We start from the raw sequence: 17928 nt of genomic DNA on the forward strand, positions 1-17928 counted from the left end.
AGCCTCTCGGGACTGACTTAAAGGACCGTTGTCAGAGTCACTCACTCAAGTATACGCGGTCCCACCCCCACCCTTCAAGGCGGGCGGGCGGCCGATTCGCCCGAGAACAGACATAGCGGACCAACCGGTCCGCCCTGTCTGTTCTTGCCAACTACCAACTTCTAACTACCAACTGCCCTCTTATTGCCAGAGCGTCAGCAGCACCGTCACGATGATTATCATCACGACGGAGTAGCCGGCCGTTATCACCCAGTGGGGCGGAGTCTTGTACTCGAACGCGTAGTTCGTCGCGATGCTCGTCGCCACCAGGCCGATGCCGGTCACCGCGCCGATCTTGATGCCGCCCATTAGTTTGGAGGCGTCCAGGGCCTCCACCAGCGAGGCCAGCGACAGCGTGATAACGGTCGCGCACACCACCGCGACCACGTAGGGCATCCACGACTTCGTCGTCCCTTTGTACGTGCCGATCTGCTCCTTCGTAATCCCCGTCTCCGCCATCCAGGGCTTTGCCCACACGCCGTACCAGGCCATGCCGCCCACCATGAACAAAACAATTCCCGCCGCTATTGCCAGAAAGTTCAGGTCCGAGATCTCAAACGGCATACAGAGCTCCTTTGCTTCACTTCCTTTGACATCCACGCCGAGCGTCGACACCGATAACGGAAGTGGATTCTACAGTCGAATCGCTGCAAAATCTAGGGGGCCTGCGGCGTATCGGGGAATCTATAGGGGGCCGAACAGTGTATTCAGTAAAGAACTGTCGACGATCTCCATCGACTCGATCCGGAGGTCGGCGCGGGAGAGGTCCATGTACGCCGTCGACTGGCTCGGCACGGCGATGCAGTACATCCCCGCCCGCTTCGCGGACCGCGCCCCCGTGGGCGAGTCCTCCAGCGCCAGGCACAGCGACGGCGCCACGCCAAGGGCGGCTGCCGCCTTCAGGTACGGCTCGGGGTCCGGCTTGTGGCGCGCAACGTCCTCCGCGGCAACCACCGCCGCAAAGTACCCCCGCAGGCCAAGCTGCGCCGAGGCTGTCTCAACGTACGACCGCGTGCCGGATGTGACCAGCGCGCAAGGCACGCGCCGCTCCGCCAGCCTGTCCAAAAGGCGGCGGACGCCTGGGCGTGGCTGGAGCTGCGTCCGGACAAGCTCGTCGAAATACCGGTCCCGGGCGGAGAGCAGCGCACGCCCGTCGGGTATGCCGTAGTCCCGTGCGATGGCCAGCATCGTCGCCTCCACCGTCCCCCCGATATACCGCTCGCCGTCCGCCTGCGTGTACGCGATGCCGTGGCCAGCCATTGCAAGCCGCGTCGACTCGAAGTGCAGCGGCTCGGAGTCAACCGTTAGCCCGTCGAAGTCGAAGCACGCCGCGCGAAGATAGTTGGCCATTGGTTCTCGCAATTGCAGGGATCTCGATGACAGGAAGCGGTGGACGCTTCTTTCGACGCGCAAATGTCTCAGCCCACCGATGTCACACCAGTCCGAGACTTCTGCGCAGAGCCTCGTCAACCTCCAGCATCTTCTCAAAAGGAAGATTGCCGATCTGTGCGCCTAATTCTGTCTGGTTTACTGTTTGTATTTGTTCGCACAAGACGAGGCCGTCCAATCGCAACCCGCTTTCAAGTGCGGTAAACGGCACATGAAATGGGTATGGCCGAGATTTCGACTGAGACGTTATGGCGGCGACGATAGTAGTTCTACTTGTCCTGTTGCCAGCATCGTTTTGAATAATGAGCACCGGCCGTCTACCGCCTTGCACAGTGCCGCTCGTCCGGCGTTCGAGCCAGTTAATGTCACCGCGTCTTATCAACTGGCCCTTCTTCCCACACAGTATTGTTGAAGATCATGTCCTGGGCGTAAGGGAACGATTCCGCAGCCAAACGCTGATTTTCCTCCGCCATTTCTTTATAGCCTTCCTCCATCAGCGCATAGATACGGGCCTTCTCCTCCTTCTCCAACAGGTCTGCGATAACCCCGCTGCGTGTAGTGTCTCGCTCCCTGGCAAGCCTATCAGCTACCTCCAACAGCTCTTTCCGAAGACTGATAGTAACCTTTGCCGTTGTGCTTTGCGCCATTTCACACCTCCACCGTAAATCTTGTCATACCAATAGTATGAACGCAAGTATGGCCAAGCAGGAATACTCAGACAAGAATGAGTTCAGGAAAGTACGTGCGGTAGTACCCGCGATCCCTGGTGAGTAAACGGTCGGCGTGGACAATAGCGTGGGCGCCTATCTGGAAATCGGCCAGCACGTGTTGCCGCTGGGCCAGCGGCGAATTGCAGCTGACGCAACTGACGGCGGCCATTGCTCCGCAGGAGGCACAAATCATCCTGGAAGGCCGGCGCTGCCTGTAGGACTGCCACGCCTTGCCGGCCAGGAAGAGTGCTTCCGCGCCCGATCGATGTACCCGTATGCTGGCCTCTGAAAGGAACTCCTCCAGGTCGTTCACCTGAGAAAAGTTCGCGGCGAGCTCTGAATAGACCGGTTCGGAAATAATCGTCGCGCCAGAGCGCGCGGCATCTTCGAGAAGTTGCTCGGAGGAGTCTCCGTGAGGTGCGCCGGAAATCAGTACATCCAGCACGATATTGGTGTCGATCGCGGTGATCATTACCCGCGCATCTCCCTGACAAGCTCATCCGGGTCCTGCCCGGCCAGGTGCTTCAGGTAACCACGGTACTTCTTGAGGTGCCCGGGTGGCACTTTCTTCCGGACCATCATATTGCCGCGCTCAGAAATGAACTCGAGCTCATCGCCCTCACGCAGGCCCAAAGCCTCACGGACTTCCTTGGGAACGGTAATCTGCCCCTTCGTGGTAAGTTTTGCGCTTGTCACGTCTGCTTCTCCGGAAGGAATATGCTCCGTGACACATTGTAAGGCAAATATGTAAGGAAATCCATTCCGTCAATTCGTGCGATCCCCTACTCCCCGTAGAACCACCGCGGGTCCAGCACCCGGACCCTGTTTCCGCGGTCGTGCGGCGCAAGGCCCAGCTTCTCCATGAGGGCGGTGTACTCGATCCCAAACTGCTCCCTGATCGCCGCCTTGTCGCCGAAGACGCAAATGCCATAGGTGATCACCGCCTTGCCGTCCACGAACGTCAGCGCGGGCTCGTTCTGGCGGAGCGGGCCGGGCGCGCGGTGGTAGCGCTTGCGGTCGGTGGGCTGGCGGAACTTGCCGATGAGGAGGCGCTCGATCGGCGGCGTCTCGATGTACGCGACGTCGTCCAGGGACTCCAGGTTGCGGTGGTGCTGCCACGTCTCGCCATCGTCCTTGCTGATGGCGCAGGTGAGGCGGTGGCGGTAGTAGCCTTGCATAAGCTCCCACGGCGATGTCTGGTTCCAGATGACGAGCAGGTCCGTGTCGGCGTGATCCCTACCGTGTTCTCCTCTCCCGGCTCCGCGGGAGAGGACGTCCGGCTCCGCGGACAGGTGAGGGCGCGGTATCCTCTTGATGTTGCACGGCGCAGCCCCGGACGCGAGGCCGGTCGGCACAGCCTCCGACCACGTCTCGCAGCCGTCGTCCGAGTACGCCTTGAAGTACTGGCCGAGCTGCGTGCGGCCGACCATCATCACGCGGCCGTCCTTCATCTCCACGACGGCGGGCTCCTCGATCGAGAACGAGCCGCCCACGCCGTTGCCCAGGATGACCCACGACTCATTCTTGCTCCGTTGCCACGTCCGGCCTTCGTCGTCGGAGTAGTACGCGAAGCCGAACGCGAGCACGCCGCCCGCGCCGCCTGCGAAGTCCTCTCCGAAGCGCCGGAGCTTCTTCGGGTCGCCGCCCAGGTACTTTGTCCTGAGGGTCGCAAAGGAGGGCATCACAACGCGACCCGTCCGCAGAACGATGAGGTTGTCGTGGTTCGTGTGGATGTCCGTCCCCGGCGGGCTCACGTCCACGCCGTCCGACCACGTCGCCCCCTCGTCCGTCGACCTGTGGAATGTGTTGACGCTGGAGCCGTCCGCCGGTCGGTAACGGGTCACGGAGAGCCCGATAGCGCCGCTGGTCAAACGCACGAGCTGCGTCTCGAAGGAGCCCGTGAGGGCGCCGCCGCCCGCCAGCTTCATAGACACGGGCGCGGTCCACATCTTTCCCATGTCCGACGAGTAGTTGACCTTGATCGGCCTGTCGTCCTTCGCGCCCTCGCCCCATACCCACATCAGCCGCCCGTCCTTCAGCCCAATGATGCTCGAATACGACGGGCTGAGCCCGACGGTATCCATCTTGATCGTAACGTTGGTAATTTCAGTGGACACTGGATTCTCCCGGCTCTTTGTATTGTCCCTCTCCCGGTTCGCGCGGCGGAACGGGAGAAGGAGGCTGTTAGCTCACTGCCGACTGCCGACTGCCGACTGCTCACTGCCCACTGCCATTCCCCCTACTCCCCATAAAACCAGGCCGTCTTCAGCACGCGGACCCGGTTGCCGCTGTCGAAGGGGGCGAGCCCCAGCTTCTCCATAAGCGCCTGGTAGGACACTCCGAAGCGCTGCGGGTTCTCCGCCTTGTCGCCGAAGGCGCGCACGCCGTAGGTGATAATGGCGGTGTCGCCAACGAAGGTGATCGATGGCTGGTTGCACCTGAGCGGCCCCGGAGCGCGGTGTTAGCGCTTGCGGTCCACCGGCTGGGCCGTCTTGCCGATCAGGTCCGCCTCTACCGGCCCAGGTTCGATATACGCAACGTCGTCCAGCGACTCCAGGTTGCGGTGGCGTTGCCACGTCTTGCCCTCGTCTTTGCTGACGGCGCAGGTCAGCCGGTGCCGGAAGAGGCCGTTCATCGTCTCCCACTGCGACGCCTGGTTCCAGATAACGAGGAGGTCGGCATCGGCGAGGTCGCTACCGTTTTCTCTTCTCCCGGCCCCGCGGGAGAGGATGTCGCGCTCCGGCGACAGGTGAGGGAGGTGAGGGCGCGGGATGCGAGTGACCGTCGCGGGTGAGGGGTAGCAGGCTAGGCCGGTAGGCTCGGGCATCGACCATGTCTCGCCGAGGTCGTCGGAATAGCACTGGAAGTGGCGGCCCAGGTTCGTTCGGCCGAGCATCATCACCCGCCCGTCAACGAGCTCCACCACAGCCGGCTCCCCCATCGAATAGCAGCCCAGCGCGCCGGTGTCCAGGACGACGAATGCCTCGTTGTTGCTGCGCTTCCAGGTGGCGCCCTCGTCGTCGGAGTAGTACGCGCTGGAGTACGCAAGCGCGCAGCGAGAGGCGCCGTCGAACGACTCTCCCAGTCGCTTGATGGCCCTTACGTCGCCCGTCGGCATCGGCCCCATCATGTCGTAGAAGGGGACAACTATCCGTCCATCCCTCAGGACTATCGAGCTCTCATTGGCGCATACGGCGTCCGCCCCCGGAGGGTTGATGCGCACCGGCGGCGACCACGTCGCGCCCTCGTCCTTCGAGGAGGTGAATATCAGCCCGGCGTGGTAGTCCGCCTCGTACGCGCCCGTGTGGGCATAGGCCCGCATCACGAGGCCGATGCCGCCGGACTTGAGCCTGAAGATGTTCGTTTCCATGATGGCCGGCAGCGGCCCGCCGGTCGTCAGCTTGAGGTGCACCGGCGCGGACCACGTCGCGCCACCGTCCTCGGAGAAGTTCGCCCGCACGGGCTTCACGGGGTCCGCGCTGCCGGAGCCGTACACCCACATGAGCCGGCCGTCGCGCAGCGGCAGCACAGCGCCGTAGGATGGGCTGAGGTCTACCGTGTCCAGCTTGATCGTCGCATTAACGAGATCCGACGCCATAGGCCTCCCTCCGGCTGTTACCGACAGCTCACTGTTGCTCCGAACCCCGATTCCATCGGGGCCTACCCTACTCACCGTAGAACCAGCTCGACGACACTACCCGGACTTTGTTCCCCCGGTCGTACGGGGCGAGGCCCAGCTTCTCCATGAGCGCCTCGTACGATAAGCCGAACCGCTCCGGGATCTCCGCCTTGTCGCCGAAGACGCACATTCCGTAGGTAATGACCGCCTTGTCGCCAACGAAGACACACGAGGGCTGGTTGAAGCGCAGCGGGCCGGGAGATCGGTGGTAGCGCTTGAGGTCCGCCGGCTGTTTGAACTTGCCTACGAGGTCGATCTGGATCGGCCCCGGCTCGATGTAGGACACGTCGTCCATCGATTCCAGGTTGCGGTGGTGCTGCCACGTCTTCCCCTCGTCCTTGCTCACAGCAGTGCTAAGGCGGTGGCGGTAGAGGCCGTTCATAGTTTCCCACTGTGATATCTGGTTCCAGATGACGACCAGATCGCCGGTGGTCGTGATGCGCTTGATCGTCGCCGGAGAGGGGTAGCATGCGAGCTGCGTCGGCTCCGGCTGCATCCACGTCTCGCCCGCGTCGTCGGATACGCTCTGGAAGAAGCGGCCAACGTTTGTGCGCGCCAGCATCAGCACCTTGCCGCCCTTCAGCTCCACCACGGCCGGCTCGCCCATGGAGTAGCTGCCTCCCGCGCCGTGTTCAAGGTTCACGAAGGCCTCATTGTTGCTCCGCCTCCACGTCGCGCCCTCGTCGTCGGAAAGGAACGCGCTGCAGTAGTAGAGCGTCGCGCGCTCGGGATTGCTGAAGCTCGCGCCGTACCTCTGCACCGCCCGCACTTCGCCATACGGCTTCGCGCCGATGCCGATGTAGTACGGCACGATGATGCGGCCGCTGCTGTGGACGATCGACTTCTCGTTCGTAATGACGGCGTTCGTTCCGGGCGGGTTGATAGTCACTGGCGGCGACCACGTCGCGCCCTCGTCTTGCGAGGCTGAGAAGATGATGCTCGCCTGGTAGTCGGCCTCGTATGCTCCGGCCTTCGCGGACCCCCGCAGCACAAGGCCGATGCCGCCGGACTTCAGTCTGAAGAGGTTCGTATCGAGGACGGCAACGAAGGGCTCGCCGGTCGTGAGTTTGAGGTGCACGGGCGCGGACCACGTCGCGCCTCCATCGCTGGAAAAGTTCGCCCGAACGGGGAGTGCGGGGTTGGCCCTGCCGGAGGTGTATATCCACATCAGCCGCCCGTCGTTGAGCGGGATCACCGCCCCATAAGACGGGCTCTGGTCTACCTTGCCCATCTTCACGATGGTGTTTACGTATTCAGGCATGGCATGCTCCCGCGAGTTTAGCCGGTGGCGGCTCCGGTGTAGCGGAGCCGTCCGTGGGGAGCATAGTAGAGTCACAGGCCTATTCTGGCAATAGCCTCAGGGCGTCAACGTGCCGGGGGCGGAGAATGCGAAAATGCCGCTGGTCAAGAGTGGCAAGCTTTGGCTCGCGAAGGCGTTCGACTATAGCAAGGACGGAAGCATCTACGAAGCCGATGTCGGAGTCCGCGTACCGTACGCAGAGCTCATGGACACGGAGATAGTCAGCTGGCGTAAGGTCTTCAACCAAGTACGCGCCGGAGAGGACGTCCTCAAGTAAAACAAGAAAAGCCTGAGTCTGGCCACGGCTAGTGAGAAGGTACTCAGTTTCTGCACTAGCGCCATGACCTGGGCACCGTCTTAATATCACCTGCGCTCCTGGCGGTGTCCGAATGGCCGGAGGCAAACATCCCGATGCTCTTGGGCCGAGGTCTATGGCTTTTCGTTTTTTCTTCGAGTGCTTCACGCACAATAGCAGCTACGGATGTGCCTCGCTCGGAGGCAATTGTCCGAAGTCGTTCCAGCAATTCCTCAGGTATAGATATCGTTGTGCGTTCCATGTCATGATCATACCATCGCAGGCCCTTACGTACAATTCAGCTATACATTTCCCTCCGGCGGCTTCCGCCACCCGAGCGCCTCGCGCACTTTCTTGCTCTCTTCCCGCGGGTTTCCTCCAGCTTTTCGCAATGTTACACTCAGTTTGGAAATGCTGCCTTCCCGGTTTTCCTAACACCTAACACCTAACACCTAACACCCAATCCCTGACACCTAACACCATGCCTGACACCAACGTCAAAATTCACGACTATGCCGACGAGCTGATATCCACGCCGCGCGCGCACCTGGCGCTTGATCTGTCGCAGGACGAGCAGGGGCTGAAGCTCAGCCACGACGGGAAGATGCTCGTGGAGTGCTACATCACGCGGGATGGGATGGCTGCGGGCGGGTTCATGGCGAAGGCGCTGGGGGTAAAACTTCCACCGCTGGGAAAGGCCGTGAAGGCGCGCGTCTCCACAGGGGTCCTCTTCCGAGCGGTATCTATAGCGTCGCTGGACTTCAACGTCGAGGAGTCGTTCGAGCTTCTGGAGCGGTGGCTGGAGGAGGCAGAGCTTCAGCGCGGCGGTGAGGATGTGTCGGCGTCGTAGCCCCAGGCAATAGCAGATTAGTTCGGCGTGCCGCCTGGACCCAGGTACTTGTCTGCGGCCGTGCGAAGTTTGTCGTCGAAGGTTACCAGGGGCGCGCCTAGCTTTTTCGAAAGGTATAGATAAGACGCATCGTAAATTGAGAGCTTCGTCTGAAGGGCTATATCCAGAACTTCAGAATGGTCTACCGGCACCCAATGGATCTTCATTGCCAAAGCGAAGCTCAGTTGCGATGCAATTGATTGGTATCGGTATATATCGGCCAGAATCTTCTTTTTCGCTACGTTACACAACTCATAGGCAAGCAAATGAGGCTCGAAAAACTCATCAACCCCCTCAAGTAGGGTCTTGGCTTGGACCGCGGAAGGCTCCTCGAAGGCAATGGCGGCGAAGATAGAGGCGTCCACCACCTTACCTGGCATCCCGGTCCTCTCTTATCCATCGCGTTGATTCGTTGGGCGTTTGTACGCCCAGCGCTTTAGCTCGTTCGCTTAACTCACGGACTGTCACGTATTGAGGCTTGACCGCGGCTTCAAGGATCGCCAAGAGTTCACCATTGACTGATCGATGGTTCTGTTTAGCTCGTTCGCGAAGCAGCTCGGCAATATCGTCAGGTACATTCTTTAAGGTCCAGCTGACTGACATAGCGGTGCTCCTTGGTTGTATATAGGAACCATTCTACCTTCAAAACAGCACCATTGCAACCTCTTTACTCCACGAACCGCCGTATCACGAGGCAGGCGTTCTGGCCGCCGAAGCCGAAGCTGTTGGAGAGGACCGTGTCCACCTTCTTCTGCCGCGCGACGTTCGGGACGTAGTCCAGGTCGCACTCCGGGTCCGGCGTCTCGTAGTTGATCGTCGGGTGTATGGTGCCCGTCTGTATCGTCTTAACGGAAACGACCGCCTCGATCGCGCCCGCGCCGCCGAGGGCGTGGCCGATCATCGATTTCGTGGAGCTCATTGGCACCTTGTACGCCTGCTCGCCGAACGCCTTCTTCACCGCCAGCGTCTCCGCGTGGTCGTTCTTCGGTGTGGACGTGCCGTGAGCGTTGATGTAGTCCACGTCCCGCGGGCCGATGCCGGCGTCCTCCAGCGCCCACCGGATAGCGCGCGCCGCGCCCAGGCCCTCGTCGTCCGGCTGCACCTGGTGGAACGCGTCCGACGAGACGCCCTGCCCAATGACCTCCGCCAGGATATTCGCGCCGCGCTTCACTGCGTGCTCCAGGCGCTCGAGAACGAGTATGGCCGCCCCCTCCGACGGCACAAAGCCGTCGCGCCCCGCCTCGAACGGCCGGCTCGCCTTCGTGGGGTCGCCCTCCCGGCGGGACAGCGCCTTGATCACGTTGAAGCCGCCCAGGCCGAGCTGGCTGATGCCCGCCTCGCAGCCGCCCGCCAGGATCAGGTCCGCCGCGCCGCGCCTTATCGCCTCCGTTGCCTCGCCAACGCCCTGCGTGCCGGCAGCGCAGGCGGTGATGATCGTCGAGGTGTAGCCCTTCAGGCCGAACAGGCGGCTCACGTTGGACGCGGCCATGTTCGGGAGGATCATCGTGATGAAGAAAGGGCTCATCCGCATGCCGCCCTTGTCCACCAGCACGCGGGCGTTCTCCTCGGTCGTCGGGAAGCCGCCGTTGCCGTTGCCCATTACGACTCCCAGGCGCTCGCTGTCCAGCTTGCTGAAGTCCAGGCCCGCGTCCTTCACGGCCATCGCCGCCGCCGCCACCGAGAGCTGCGAGAAGCGCGCCTGCCGCTTCGCCTCCTTCCCGTCGAAGTAGCTCGCGGGGTCGAAGTTCTTCACCTCTCCCGCAATCTTGCACGGGAACGGCGATGCGTCGCACAGCGTGATCGGCGCGATGCCGGAGACGCCCTTCACCAGGTTGCCCCAGAACTCATCGACGGTCTGGCCCAGCGGCGTCATCGCCCCCATGCCGGTGATTACGACGCGCTTCCTGTTTTCTCTCATATAGACCTCACGAATTCGACCGATATTCCCAATGTAGAGACGCCCCGCTGGGGCGTCTCATGCGTTGCCGCAACACGTTTGCCCAAACCACCGAGACGACCCGGAGGGTCGTCTCTACGGGGGGCCCGCCGGCCCCTTCAGCGTCGGGTACAGCTCCGGCGGTATCCCCTGTATCTCCTCGATCACCTCTGCAACGACCGATAGTGACCCCGTGGCCAGCACCAGGTCGCCCTTCGATGCGGCCGCCATCGCCAGCCGCACTCCCGCGCCAACATCGCCCGTCTCCCGCGCCACCGGCAGCCCTGCACCGGCCGCCGCCGCGGCGATGCTGTCCGCCGCGCCCGCCTTCGGGTGCCGCGAGCGCACAGCGTACACCTGCGCGGGCTCAAGCGCCGCCAGCTCAGCCAGCATGCCATCAAGGCTGTGCCCGGAGATAGCGCCGAAGACGACGTGCACCTGCCTGTACTTGAACAGGCCCTTCACCGCCCTGACGAGACGGGCGATCGAGTCCGGGTTGTGCGCGCCGTCCACGACTATCTGGACGGGTCCTTTGGATAGAATCTGAAGTCGGCCCGGCCAGTTTACTGTCCGCAATCCCTCCAGGATTGCATCCTTGCTGATGGCATAGCCCTTGTCCGCCAGCGTCTCGGCCACCGCAATCGCCGTCGCGGCGTTCTCCATCTGGTGCTCGCCCAGGAGCGGCGTGCGCACCTGATAAGTCTCGCGAGCGCTCCTCACTTCGAAGTGCTGGCCGCCCGCGTCCGATCCTCGCGGCGTCCACGACATCCCGCGCGATACGCTCACCAGCGGCGCGCCGCGCCCGGCCGCCACCTCTTCGAACACGGCCATCGCCTCATCAACCTGAGGCGCTACGACCGCCGGCGAGCCCGGCTTGATGATCCCGGCCTTCTCCCGAGCGATCTTCGCAAACGTGTCGCCAAGCACCTGCACGTGGTCCAGGCTTATCCGCGTTATCGCGCTCACCTCCGGCGACACCACGTTAGTCGCGTCCAGCCGTCCGCCGAGCCCGACCTCTATGACCTGGAAGCCGCAGCCGGCCTGCTTGAAGTGGAGGAACGACATCAGCGTAAGGATCTCAAAAAAGGATACCCCGCCATAGCCTTGCCGGCCCGCCCATTCGATGTCCGGCCATATCGCAGCGACCAGGTCGGCGAAGTCCTGCTTCGCGATACTATCGTTGCCGATGCGGATGCGCTCGGTGACGCTGTGCAGGTGGGGTGACGTGTACAGCCCCGTTTTGTACCCGGCCGCGGTCAGGATGGCCGTCACCATCGCCGACGTGCTGCCCTTCCCTTTCGTCCCCGCGACGTGAACGGTTGGAATTCCCTGGTGAGGGTTGCCGAGCCTCTCCAGGAGCAGACCCATCCTCTCCAGGTGGAACGTCGAATGGCCCGGGCTGTGCTTCGCCCGCTCAAAGTCCGGCAGGCCCATTATCAGCCTGAGGGCGCCTTCGTAGTCCAGCAGCGGCCCCGCTCCCGGGGTGTCGGCCGGCATCAAATCGTCACCGTCCTGTGTGATAGGCAGGCCTCACGCAACCGTACCTTGAAAAGACAAAACATTATCGCACAAGCCGCGCTAGTGGTCTCGAATGTGCGCCGGCATGAACCCAAGGTTGATCGAGAGGGCGTCTATTATGCCTATCTTGCGGAGGTAGTCGATGTTCCCCTGTATGGGCCGGGGCGTGAATCCGAAGGCCTTTTGCACGGAATCGGGCTCCGCGATGCTGTCCAGATGCAGCATTTTGAGCTGCTCCGGCGTGACCGGCGGGCTGGGCGTCAGCGCCTCCATCACCGCGGCCGCCGGCTTCATCGCGGCGACGGGCACCCTGACCTTCGCGTACTTTGCGCCCAGCGTGCGGGCTATGACGTCGACAAGCTCGGCGTACGTGTACCGCTCAGGCCCGCCGATATCGTAGGTCTTCCCTTCGTGGCCCTCCTGCCGGTATGCCTCCACGAGGCACCTCGCCGCGTCATCCACCGCGATAGGCTGGAATTTCGACTGTCCGTCTCCCACGATCGGCACCACCGGCATCAGCTTCACCAGCGCCGCGAGCACGTTGAAGAACTCATCGCCCTCCCCGAAGCCGACGGAAAATCTGACAATTGTGTAAGGGACGCCGGAGCGCGCTATCTCCTGCTCCGCCATCCAGCGGGAATACAGGTACGGGATGGAGGCGTCGGACGTCGCCCCGATTGTGCTTGCATAGATGAACCGCTTCACGCCCGCCGCCTTCGCGGCCGCCAGCAGGTTGCGGGCACCGCCGTAGTTGACAGACTGGAAGCTCAGCTTCCCCTTCTGCCTGATCACCGCCGCCAGGTGGATCACCGCGTCCGCGCCCACGCACGCTTTGGCAAGCGACTCCGCGTCTAGCACGTCGCCCTGCGCAAGCTCGATGCCCTCCCGGGGCAGCGCCGCCGTCCTGGATGTGGACCGCACCAGCGCGCGCGTAGGAATCCCCAGGGCGTGCAGCTGGCCCACAACGCGCCGCCCCACAAAGCCGGTTGGGCCTGTGACGAGAATCATTTGCACCCTCCGTTGACCCGCCTGCGATTGAGCGTAACAACACGCGAATATGGTGTCAATTCAGCCCGCGGTTGCGCCACGGGAAACCTGGTGCTACCTTATCGCTCAACCGCGAGTTATCGGAGGCGAGGTCAAAATGCGCAACGTGCTGGCGCTACTTGTGATTCTGGTCTTGCTCACCGGGTGCGAGCCCAAAGACAAGACGCTGGTCCTCGCCACGACCACGAGCACCGCCGATTCGGGACTGCTGGACGCCATCATTCCGGCGTTTGAGAAGGCGGAGTGCGTCACTGTCCAGGTGCTGGCCGTCGGCACAGGGGAGGCCATATCCATTGGCGAGCGCGGCGACGCCGATGTCCTTCTGGTCCACGACCGCGCCCGCGAGGACAAGTTCATGGCGGATGGCTTCGGCTCGGAGCGGCGCGATGTGATGTACAACGACTTTGTGCTGGTGGGCCCGCTGGACGACCCCGCCGGCGTGGCTTCCCTGGCGAGCGCGCCGGAGGCGTTTGCGCAGCTTACCCGCTCTGCCCGGCCGAGTATCAGGTTCGTTTCCAGGGGAGACCGCTCCGGCACCCACAGCAAGGACGCTGCGCATCTGGGCGGCCGCGGGCGTCAAGCCTGAGGACCTGCCCGGCAGCCTGTACCAGACAAGCGGCCAGGGCATGGGCGAAACGCTGATCATGGCGGGAGAGATGCAGGCCTACACCCTCGCGGACCGCGGCACCTTTCTCTCAATGTCCGAGCGCTTGCCCCTGAAGGTCCTCTCCCAGGGCGACCCTTCGCTGCTCAACCCGTACGGCGTCATCACTGTCAGCAAGGAGCGCCACCCGCACGTGAATGCCGACCTCGCGAAACCGTTCGTTGAATACCTCACCCGCTACGACACCCAGCATGTCATCGGCGGGTTCGGCGTGGACAGGTTCGGGGAGCCGCTGTTCTTCCCGGACAGCGAGGCATGGAGGGTCCGCAATCCGGCGCCGTCGGGCGCATCGAGATGAGCGATATCGACGGCGCCGAGCTGGCGCGCATTGTCGCCCTCTCGCTCACGGTGTCCGGCTTCGCGCTCGCCATCAGCAGCCTGATCGGCATCCCCCTGGGCGTATGGCTCGCCATGCGGCGCTTCTGGGGCAAGCGGCTCATAGTCGCCAGCCTGTACGCCGGTATGGGCTTCCCGCCGGTGGTCATCGGCCTCCTCGTCTACCTCCTCCTCTCGCGCCAAGGGCCGCTCGGCGGCCTAGGCTGGCTCTACGCTCCTAAAGCGATGGTCGCGGCCCAGGTGATCATCTCCCTCCCCGTCGTTGCCAGCTTTACGATGGTCGCCGTCTCTGGGGTCAGCGCCGGGGTACGCAGGCAGGCGCTCACGCTGGGCGCAACCGAGATGCAAGCCGCGCTGGCTGTCCTCCGGGAGGCCAGGCTGGGGGTGGTTGTGGCGGTCGTCGGCGGCTTCGGCAGCATCATCTCGGAGGTCGGGGCGGTCATGATCGTCGGCGGCAACCTGAAGGGCTCCACGCAGGTGCTCACGACGGCCATCGTCCAGTTCACCCGCATGGGCCTGTTCGCCGAGGCGCTCCTGCTGGGCGGAGTCCTTCTCGGGATGGCCTTTCTCATTAACGTCGCCTGGCTCTTCCTCCAGGGCAGGAGACTGGCGGGCGAATGAGTGAGCCGGCGTACGTCCTCCAGGGTATTTCAAAACAGTTCCATGGCAGGGAGGTCTGCCGGGTGCCGGAGCTGGTCGTGCCCTCCGGCTCTCTCACTGTAATCATGGGACACAACGGCGCCGGCAAGAGCACCTTGCTGCGGATGCTGGGCTTCCTGGAAAGGCCTGACGAAGGGGCGCTGAGCTTCTGCGGCAGCCCGGTGGACTATCGACGAAGCGTGGACATCCATCACCGCCGCGCAGTCACGATGGTCTTCCAGAGCCCGATCTTCTTCTCCGGGACTGCGCTTTCCAACGTGGAGTACGGGCTGAAGCTGCGCGGGCAGAACGCTGCTTCAGCCGAGGCAATGCGCGCGCTGGAGGCGGCTGGACTGGCGGGCATGGCTTCCGCCCGCGCCGCAACAATGTCCGCCGGTGAGCAGCAGCGGGTGGCTCTCGCCAGGGCGCTGGCCATACTGCCTGCCGTGCTTCTGCTGGACGAGCCCACGGCAAACCTGGACCCGCAAAACACCGCCATGGTCGAGCGCATTGTGGCGCGGCTGAACCGGGAGGACGGCACGACGGTGGTGCTGGTCACGCAGAACGTCTTCCAGGCGCGGCGGCTGGCGACTCACGCCGGCGTGATGCTATACGGCGCGCTGGCCGAGTCCGGGCCGGCCCAGGAGGTGCTGAACGCCCCTCGCGACGGCAGGGTACGGGCGTTCCTCGCCGGCGAGGCGGAGTTCTAGCCTCACTCCCACCACATTGAGAAGATCTCGGCGTTCGTCATCTTGATGCGTACCTCCACCGGCGTGCCCGCCAGCCCCGCCAGCGGCCACCCGCCCTCCCACACCACCGTGTGGTCCAGCGAGCTCTGCCTCAGCGGCACGCAGTGCCCGGCCTCGAAGCCGCCTATCGGAGCGCCGCGCTCGCCCGCGAGCTCCACCACAACCTCGCCCCCCGTTGCGTCCGCATTGATGTGAAAGGTCTTCCCCTGGATGGGCTGCCGGACGACGACCTCCCCGCCCGGGTTGCCGGCGCGTAGCCCCACCATGCGGTCGCGCGGCCACGTCGCCATGCCGATCGCCTGCCACGTTTCGTTATTGCGCTTCCCCTTGTCGCCGTGCCGGTATCGCGAGTCGGTGAAGTAGATGCGGACCACGTCGCCGTCCACCACCAGCGAGTTGCCGGTCTGGATAATGCCGCCGTCCCAATCGCCCTCTTTGCCAAGCTGGATAGCCGCCGTGCGGTCCCCCACGCGCTGCCATTTGCCGCCTTCTCGCATCACCGCAAGCTGCACGTCCAGGAAGCCGTCCGTGGACTTTGCACCGTCGTAGCACCGGAATATCTCCAGCAGGCCGAGCACAACGGACTCGTACCTAACCATCGGCATGCCTTAGAACTGCGTGAACCGGTCCGGGTGGCCCTCCGTCCACGCGGCGTCTTCAGCATCGTGAAGGAACGGCGGCCTGGGCAGGGTCCAGTTGTAGAGGTCGGCGCCGACGGTGTACATCGGCGTCCGGCGCGACCTGCCTCTCACGTGGAGGAAGGTCTTGACCGTGCCGCGGAACTTGTTGGCAACGTCGTCGTACATGAACCACGTGACGTCTCCCCATCCGGGGATGACCGGCTCATCAGGGCCGTCCACCCAGTCGGTGCCGTCGCGGGAGAATGCGACGCTCGATCCCTCGCAAGTGTTCACGCCGCGGCCGTAGGTGCGGGACATCATCGTGAACCGGCGGTCTTCGCCCAGGAGCGGCGTGTACATCACGCTCTGGTTGTGGTCCCAGCGCCCGCCCATCGGCCCCCGAAAGCCGGACCGCCGGGCGAACATGTTGGCGTACAGGTTGTTCGCCGCGCTGCCATTGAACTCCCACTGCCCCAGCTCAGGGCGCGTCCAGTGAACGCCGTCCTTGCTCTCCGCGTACAGGTTCACAATTCCGCCGGTGTCGCGCGCGCCTTCGGGCGCCTTGATCTGCCCCTGGTACCACATCCGCAGCCCCTCCGGCCCCTTGAGAACGGAGCCGCCCAGCAGCACGCGCTGGTCCTCCCACGGCATCTCAGCGCTCAGCACAGGGTTCCCCTCGTGCTTCGTCGCCGGGTGTATCGCGCGGATGATCCCGAGACTGGAGGAGATATCTCCGTCATCGACAAAAAGCGTGGGGATAGGGAGGTCGAAGCGGTCGTAGTTGTTGGACGTGGCGGACGGCACGGCGCGCCTCCTGGGGTCCGGATGCGCCTATGATACTACCGGGGTTGCACAGGGGCGAGTGGTGGATGGAGCGTCCCGGCCGCTAGGTGCCCACCTTCGGTCCCGCCGGCGCGCCGTTCTGCGCCGAGGAGCTTCCCTGCCCGGCCTGCCCGTCCCGCAGCTTCTCCCACTCCCAGCGGAAAATCTCCATCTTGATGAAGTCGAACCCGCTCCGGTGTACCGCCTGTATCTCCTTGAAGCCGGACTTGGCGAAGGAGCGCCGCGCCCTGTGGTTCCACTCCAGCGTGTGAAGGTAGACGCGGTTCAGCGGCGTGGTGGTGAAGATGTAGTCCAGGAGCAGGTCGACCGCCTCCGTTCCGTAGCCCCGGCCCTGGTAATCGCGGTCCCCGATCATGATCCCGAGCTCAACTTCGCCACGCTTGAGGCTGATGTCGTAGTACATGCAGTTGCCGATGTGCTTGCCTTCCACCGTGTCGATCGCAAACCGGCGCGAGGACTGGCTGGCATACATCATCTCTTCCTTCGTGTAACGAAGGAAGGCGGCGTACGACATACTTATCGGCTGCGTGGCGTCCAGCCGGGAGATCTCCTCGTCGGTGCGCCAGGCGTAGTCCTCCACGGCGTCCCTGAGCGCCTTCTCCCTGAGAAGCACCCGCTCGCCCCTTATAGCCAAAGCGCCATTGGCCTCTCCGGGCTCATCGGACCTATTTCGCAACCATGGAAAGGCCTTTTTCAGCAATCCGGGCCTCATTTCCGTAAGTCAACAGCTTGAGCGCCTCGTCGACGGGGAACCAGCGGACATCATCGAACTCGTGGTCGTGCAGGGACACGTCGCCCCCGGTCGGCGACATCAGGTAAAAGAGCACGGTCTTGTGGCAACGGGCCTTGTCGAAGGGGCGGACGAACCAGTACTCCACCTTATCGATAAAGCATTCCAGGTGGACGTCCAGCCCGGTCTCCTCCCGGACCTCGCGCACCGCCGTCTGCTCGCGGGTCTCACCCGCATCCGGCGTGCCCTTCGGCAGCGCCCACAGCACCGGCGATTTTCGCCCGCAAAGTACTATTTCCCTTTCATTGCCTCCATCTCTGTATACAACTCCACCGGCAGACAAAAGGTGTTCAACGGGTTGGTCTTGGCTCATTTTTCAGTTCGTTAGGGTATTAGCCCCATTCTATTTCCAGCAACGAAGAGCGTCAACCGGAGAGCATGCGCTGTTGCCGGCTGTTCCGGGCCCCCCCGCCGGCGAAATTGCACAAATCGAGAATTGACGCGCCCGCGGCGATCGTTATGATTGGCAGTGACAGAAGTCAGAG

At 63.3% G+C, this 17928-nt stretch carries 23 protein-coding genes and 1 pseudogene; 5 read left to right on the plus strand and 19 right to left on the minus strand.

Features of this window, described 5'->3' with window-relative positions:
- Window positions 1–180: 180 nt before the first annotated feature.
- The 9 genes from FJ319_01700 to FJ319_01740 all read right to left on the minus strand — a co-directional run bounded on the left by FJ319_01700 (window position 181) and on the right by FJ319_01740 (window position 7078).
- Entirely contained in the window at window positions 181–603 is a 423-nt protein-coding gene (locus tag FJ319_01700; protein ID MBM3933012.1) for a DUF1761 domain-containing protein, read from the minus strand.
- Window positions 604–723: 120 nt separating this feature from the next.
- Window positions 724–1389, minus strand: a complete 666-nt coding sequence (locus FJ319_01705; protein ID MBM3933013.1) for an HAD family phosphatase — start codon at window positions 1387–1389, stop codon at window positions 724–726.
- A gap of 82 nt (window positions 1390–1471) precedes the next feature.
- A complete protein-coding gene (locus FJ319_01710; GenBank protein ID MBM3933014.1) occupies window positions 1472–1810 on the minus strand; it encodes a type II toxin-antitoxin system PemK/MazF family toxin in 339 nt (112 codons plus the stop codon).
- Window positions 1794–2075, minus strand: coding sequence for a CopG family transcriptional regulator (locus FJ319_01715; GenBank protein ID MBM3933015.1), 282 nt, complete (start codon window positions 2073–2075; stop codon window positions 1794–1796). The genes FJ319_01710 and FJ319_01715 overlap by 17 nt, the downstream gene beginning before the upstream one ends.
- 67 nt (window positions 2076–2142) lie before the next feature.
- Window positions 2143–2610, minus strand: a complete 468-nt coding sequence (locus FJ319_01720) for a type II toxin-antitoxin system VapC family toxin (protein MBM3933016.1) — start codon at window positions 2608–2610, stop codon at window positions 2143–2145.
- The gene (locus FJ319_01725) at window positions 2610–2885 is read right to left on the minus strand and encodes an AbrB/MazE/SpoVT family DNA-binding domain-containing protein (GenBank protein MBM3933017.1); all 276 of its coding nucleotides are present in this window, start codon (window positions 2883–2885) and stop codon (window positions 2610–2612) included. The genes FJ319_01720 and FJ319_01725 overlap by 1 nt, the downstream gene beginning before the upstream one ends.
- Before the next feature lie 35 nt (window positions 2886–2920).
- Window positions 2921–4255, minus strand: coding sequence for an exo-alpha-sialidase (locus tag FJ319_01730; protein MBM3933018.1), 1335 nt, complete (start codon window positions 4253–4255; stop codon window positions 2921–2923).
- A gap of 344 nt (window positions 4256–4599) precedes the next feature.
- The gene (locus FJ319_01735; GenBank protein ID MBM3933019.1) at window positions 4600–5736 is read right to left on the minus strand and encodes an exo-alpha-sialidase; all 1137 of its coding nucleotides are present in this window, start codon (window positions 5734–5736) and stop codon (window positions 4600–4602) included.
- Between the two features lie 67 nt (window positions 5737–5803).
- Window positions 5804–7078: an exo-alpha-sialidase gene (locus tag FJ319_01740; GenBank protein ID MBM3933020.1), complete on the minus strand. Its 1275-nt coding sequence runs from the start codon at window positions 7076–7078 to the stop codon at window positions 5804–5806.
- Window positions 7079–7211: 133 nt separating this feature from the next.
- Here FJ319_01740 and FJ319_01745 point away from each other — a divergent pair, with 133 nt between their 5' ends.
- Window positions 7212–7394, plus strand: coding sequence for a hypothetical protein (locus FJ319_01745; GenBank protein MBM3933021.1), 183 nt, complete (start codon window positions 7212–7214; stop codon window positions 7392–7394).
- A gap of 55 nt (window positions 7395–7449) precedes the next feature.
- On the opposite strand, the gene FJ319_01750 is transcribed toward FJ319_01745, so the two are convergent.
- The gene (locus tag FJ319_01750) at window positions 7450–7674 is read right to left on the minus strand and encodes a ribbon-helix-helix protein, CopG family (GenBank protein MBM3933022.1); all 225 of its coding nucleotides are present in this window, start codon (window positions 7672–7674) and stop codon (window positions 7450–7452) included.
- 219 nt (window positions 7675–7893) lie between these two features.
- On the opposite strand from FJ319_01750, the gene FJ319_01755 reads away from it, so the two are divergent.
- Window positions 7894–8262, plus strand: coding sequence for a hypothetical protein (locus FJ319_01755; GenBank protein MBM3933023.1), 369 nt, complete (start codon window positions 7894–7896; stop codon window positions 8260–8262).
- Window positions 8263–8279: 17 nt separating this feature from the next.
- On the opposite strand, the gene FJ319_01760 is transcribed toward FJ319_01755, so the two are convergent.
- The 5 genes from FJ319_01760 to FJ319_01780 form a co-directional block, all read right to left on the minus strand.
- A complete protein-coding gene (locus FJ319_01760) occupies window positions 8280–8681 on the minus strand; it encodes a type II toxin-antitoxin system VapC family toxin (GenBank protein MBM3933024.1) in 402 nt (133 codons plus the stop codon).
- Window positions 8671–8904, minus strand: coding sequence for an Arc family DNA-binding protein (locus FJ319_01765; GenBank protein MBM3933025.1), 234 nt, complete (start codon window positions 8902–8904; stop codon window positions 8671–8673). The genes FJ319_01760 and FJ319_01765 overlap by 11 nt, the downstream gene beginning before the upstream one ends.
- 64 nt (window positions 8905–8968) lie before the next feature.
- Window positions 8969–10219 carry a beta-ketoacyl-ACP synthase II gene (gene fabF, locus FJ319_01770; protein MBM3933026.1) on the minus strand — a complete coding sequence of 417 codons (1251 nt, stop codon included), beginning with the start codon at window positions 10217–10219 and terminating at the stop codon, window positions 8969–8971.
- A 114-nt stretch (window positions 10220–10333) separates the two neighbouring features.
- The gene (locus tag FJ319_01775; GenBank protein ID MBM3933027.1) at window positions 10334–11734 is read right to left on the minus strand and encodes a bifunctional folylpolyglutamate synthase/dihydrofolate synthase; all 1401 of its coding nucleotides are present in this window, start codon (window positions 11732–11734) and stop codon (window positions 10334–10336) included.
- Window positions 11735–11815: 81 nt separating this feature from the next.
- Window positions 11816–12763: a complex I NDUFA9 subunit family protein gene (locus FJ319_01780; protein MBM3933028.1), complete on the minus strand. Its 948-nt coding sequence runs from the start codon at window positions 12761–12763 to the stop codon at window positions 11816–11818.
- A gap of 49 nt (window positions 12764–12812) precedes the next feature.
- On the opposite strand from FJ319_01780, the pseudogene FJ319_01785 reads away from it, so the two are divergent.
- The 3 genes and pseudogenes from FJ319_01785 (at window position 12813) to FJ319_01795 (ending at window position 15151) form a co-directional block, all read left to right on the plus strand.
- Window positions 12813–13764: pseudogene (locus tag FJ319_01785) on the plus strand (hypothetical protein).
- Window positions 13761–14423, plus strand: a complete 663-nt coding sequence (locus FJ319_01790) for a tungstate transporter permease (GenBank protein ID MBM3933029.1) — start codon at window positions 13761–13763, stop codon at window positions 14421–14423. The pseudogene FJ319_01785 and the gene FJ319_01790 overlap by 4 nt, the downstream one beginning before the upstream one ends.
- On the plus strand, window positions 14420–15151 hold the full coding sequence (locus FJ319_01795; GenBank protein ID MBM3933030.1) for an ATP-binding cassette domain-containing protein: 732 nt from the start codon (window positions 14420–14422) through the stop codon (window positions 15149–15151). The genes FJ319_01790 and FJ319_01795 overlap by 4 nt, the downstream gene beginning before the upstream one ends.
- 2 nt (window positions 15152–15153) lie before the next feature.
- On the opposite strand, the gene FJ319_01800 is transcribed toward FJ319_01795, so the two are convergent.
- The 4 genes from FJ319_01800 to FJ319_01815 all read right to left on the minus strand — a co-directional run bounded on the left by FJ319_01800 (window position 15154) and on the right by FJ319_01815 (window position 17756).
- A complete protein-coding gene (locus tag FJ319_01800) occupies window positions 15154–15795 on the minus strand; it encodes a hypothetical protein (protein MBM3933031.1) in 642 nt (213 codons plus the stop codon).
- Between the two features lie 3 nt (window positions 15796–15798).
- Window positions 15799–16614, minus strand: coding sequence for a hypothetical protein (locus FJ319_01805; GenBank protein ID MBM3933032.1), 816 nt, complete (start codon window positions 16612–16614; stop codon window positions 15799–15801).
- An 82-nt stretch (window positions 16615–16696) separates the two neighbouring features.
- Entirely contained in the window at window positions 16697–17365 is a 669-nt protein-coding gene (locus FJ319_01810; GenBank protein MBM3933033.1) for a GNAT family N-acetyltransferase, read from the minus strand.
- Window positions 17319–17756 carry an NUDIX hydrolase gene (locus tag FJ319_01815; protein MBM3933034.1) on the minus strand — a complete coding sequence of 146 codons (438 nt, stop codon included), beginning with the start codon at window positions 17754–17756 and terminating at the stop codon, window positions 17319–17321. The genes FJ319_01810 and FJ319_01815 overlap by 47 nt, the downstream gene beginning before the upstream one ends.
- Window positions 17757–17928 lie beyond the last annotated feature (172 nt).

This window comes from SAR202 cluster bacterium (assembly GCA_016872355.1).
In the GTDB taxonomy this organism is placed as follows: Bacteria; Chloroflexota; Dehalococcoidia; order Lucifugimonadales; family VGZY01; genus VGZY01.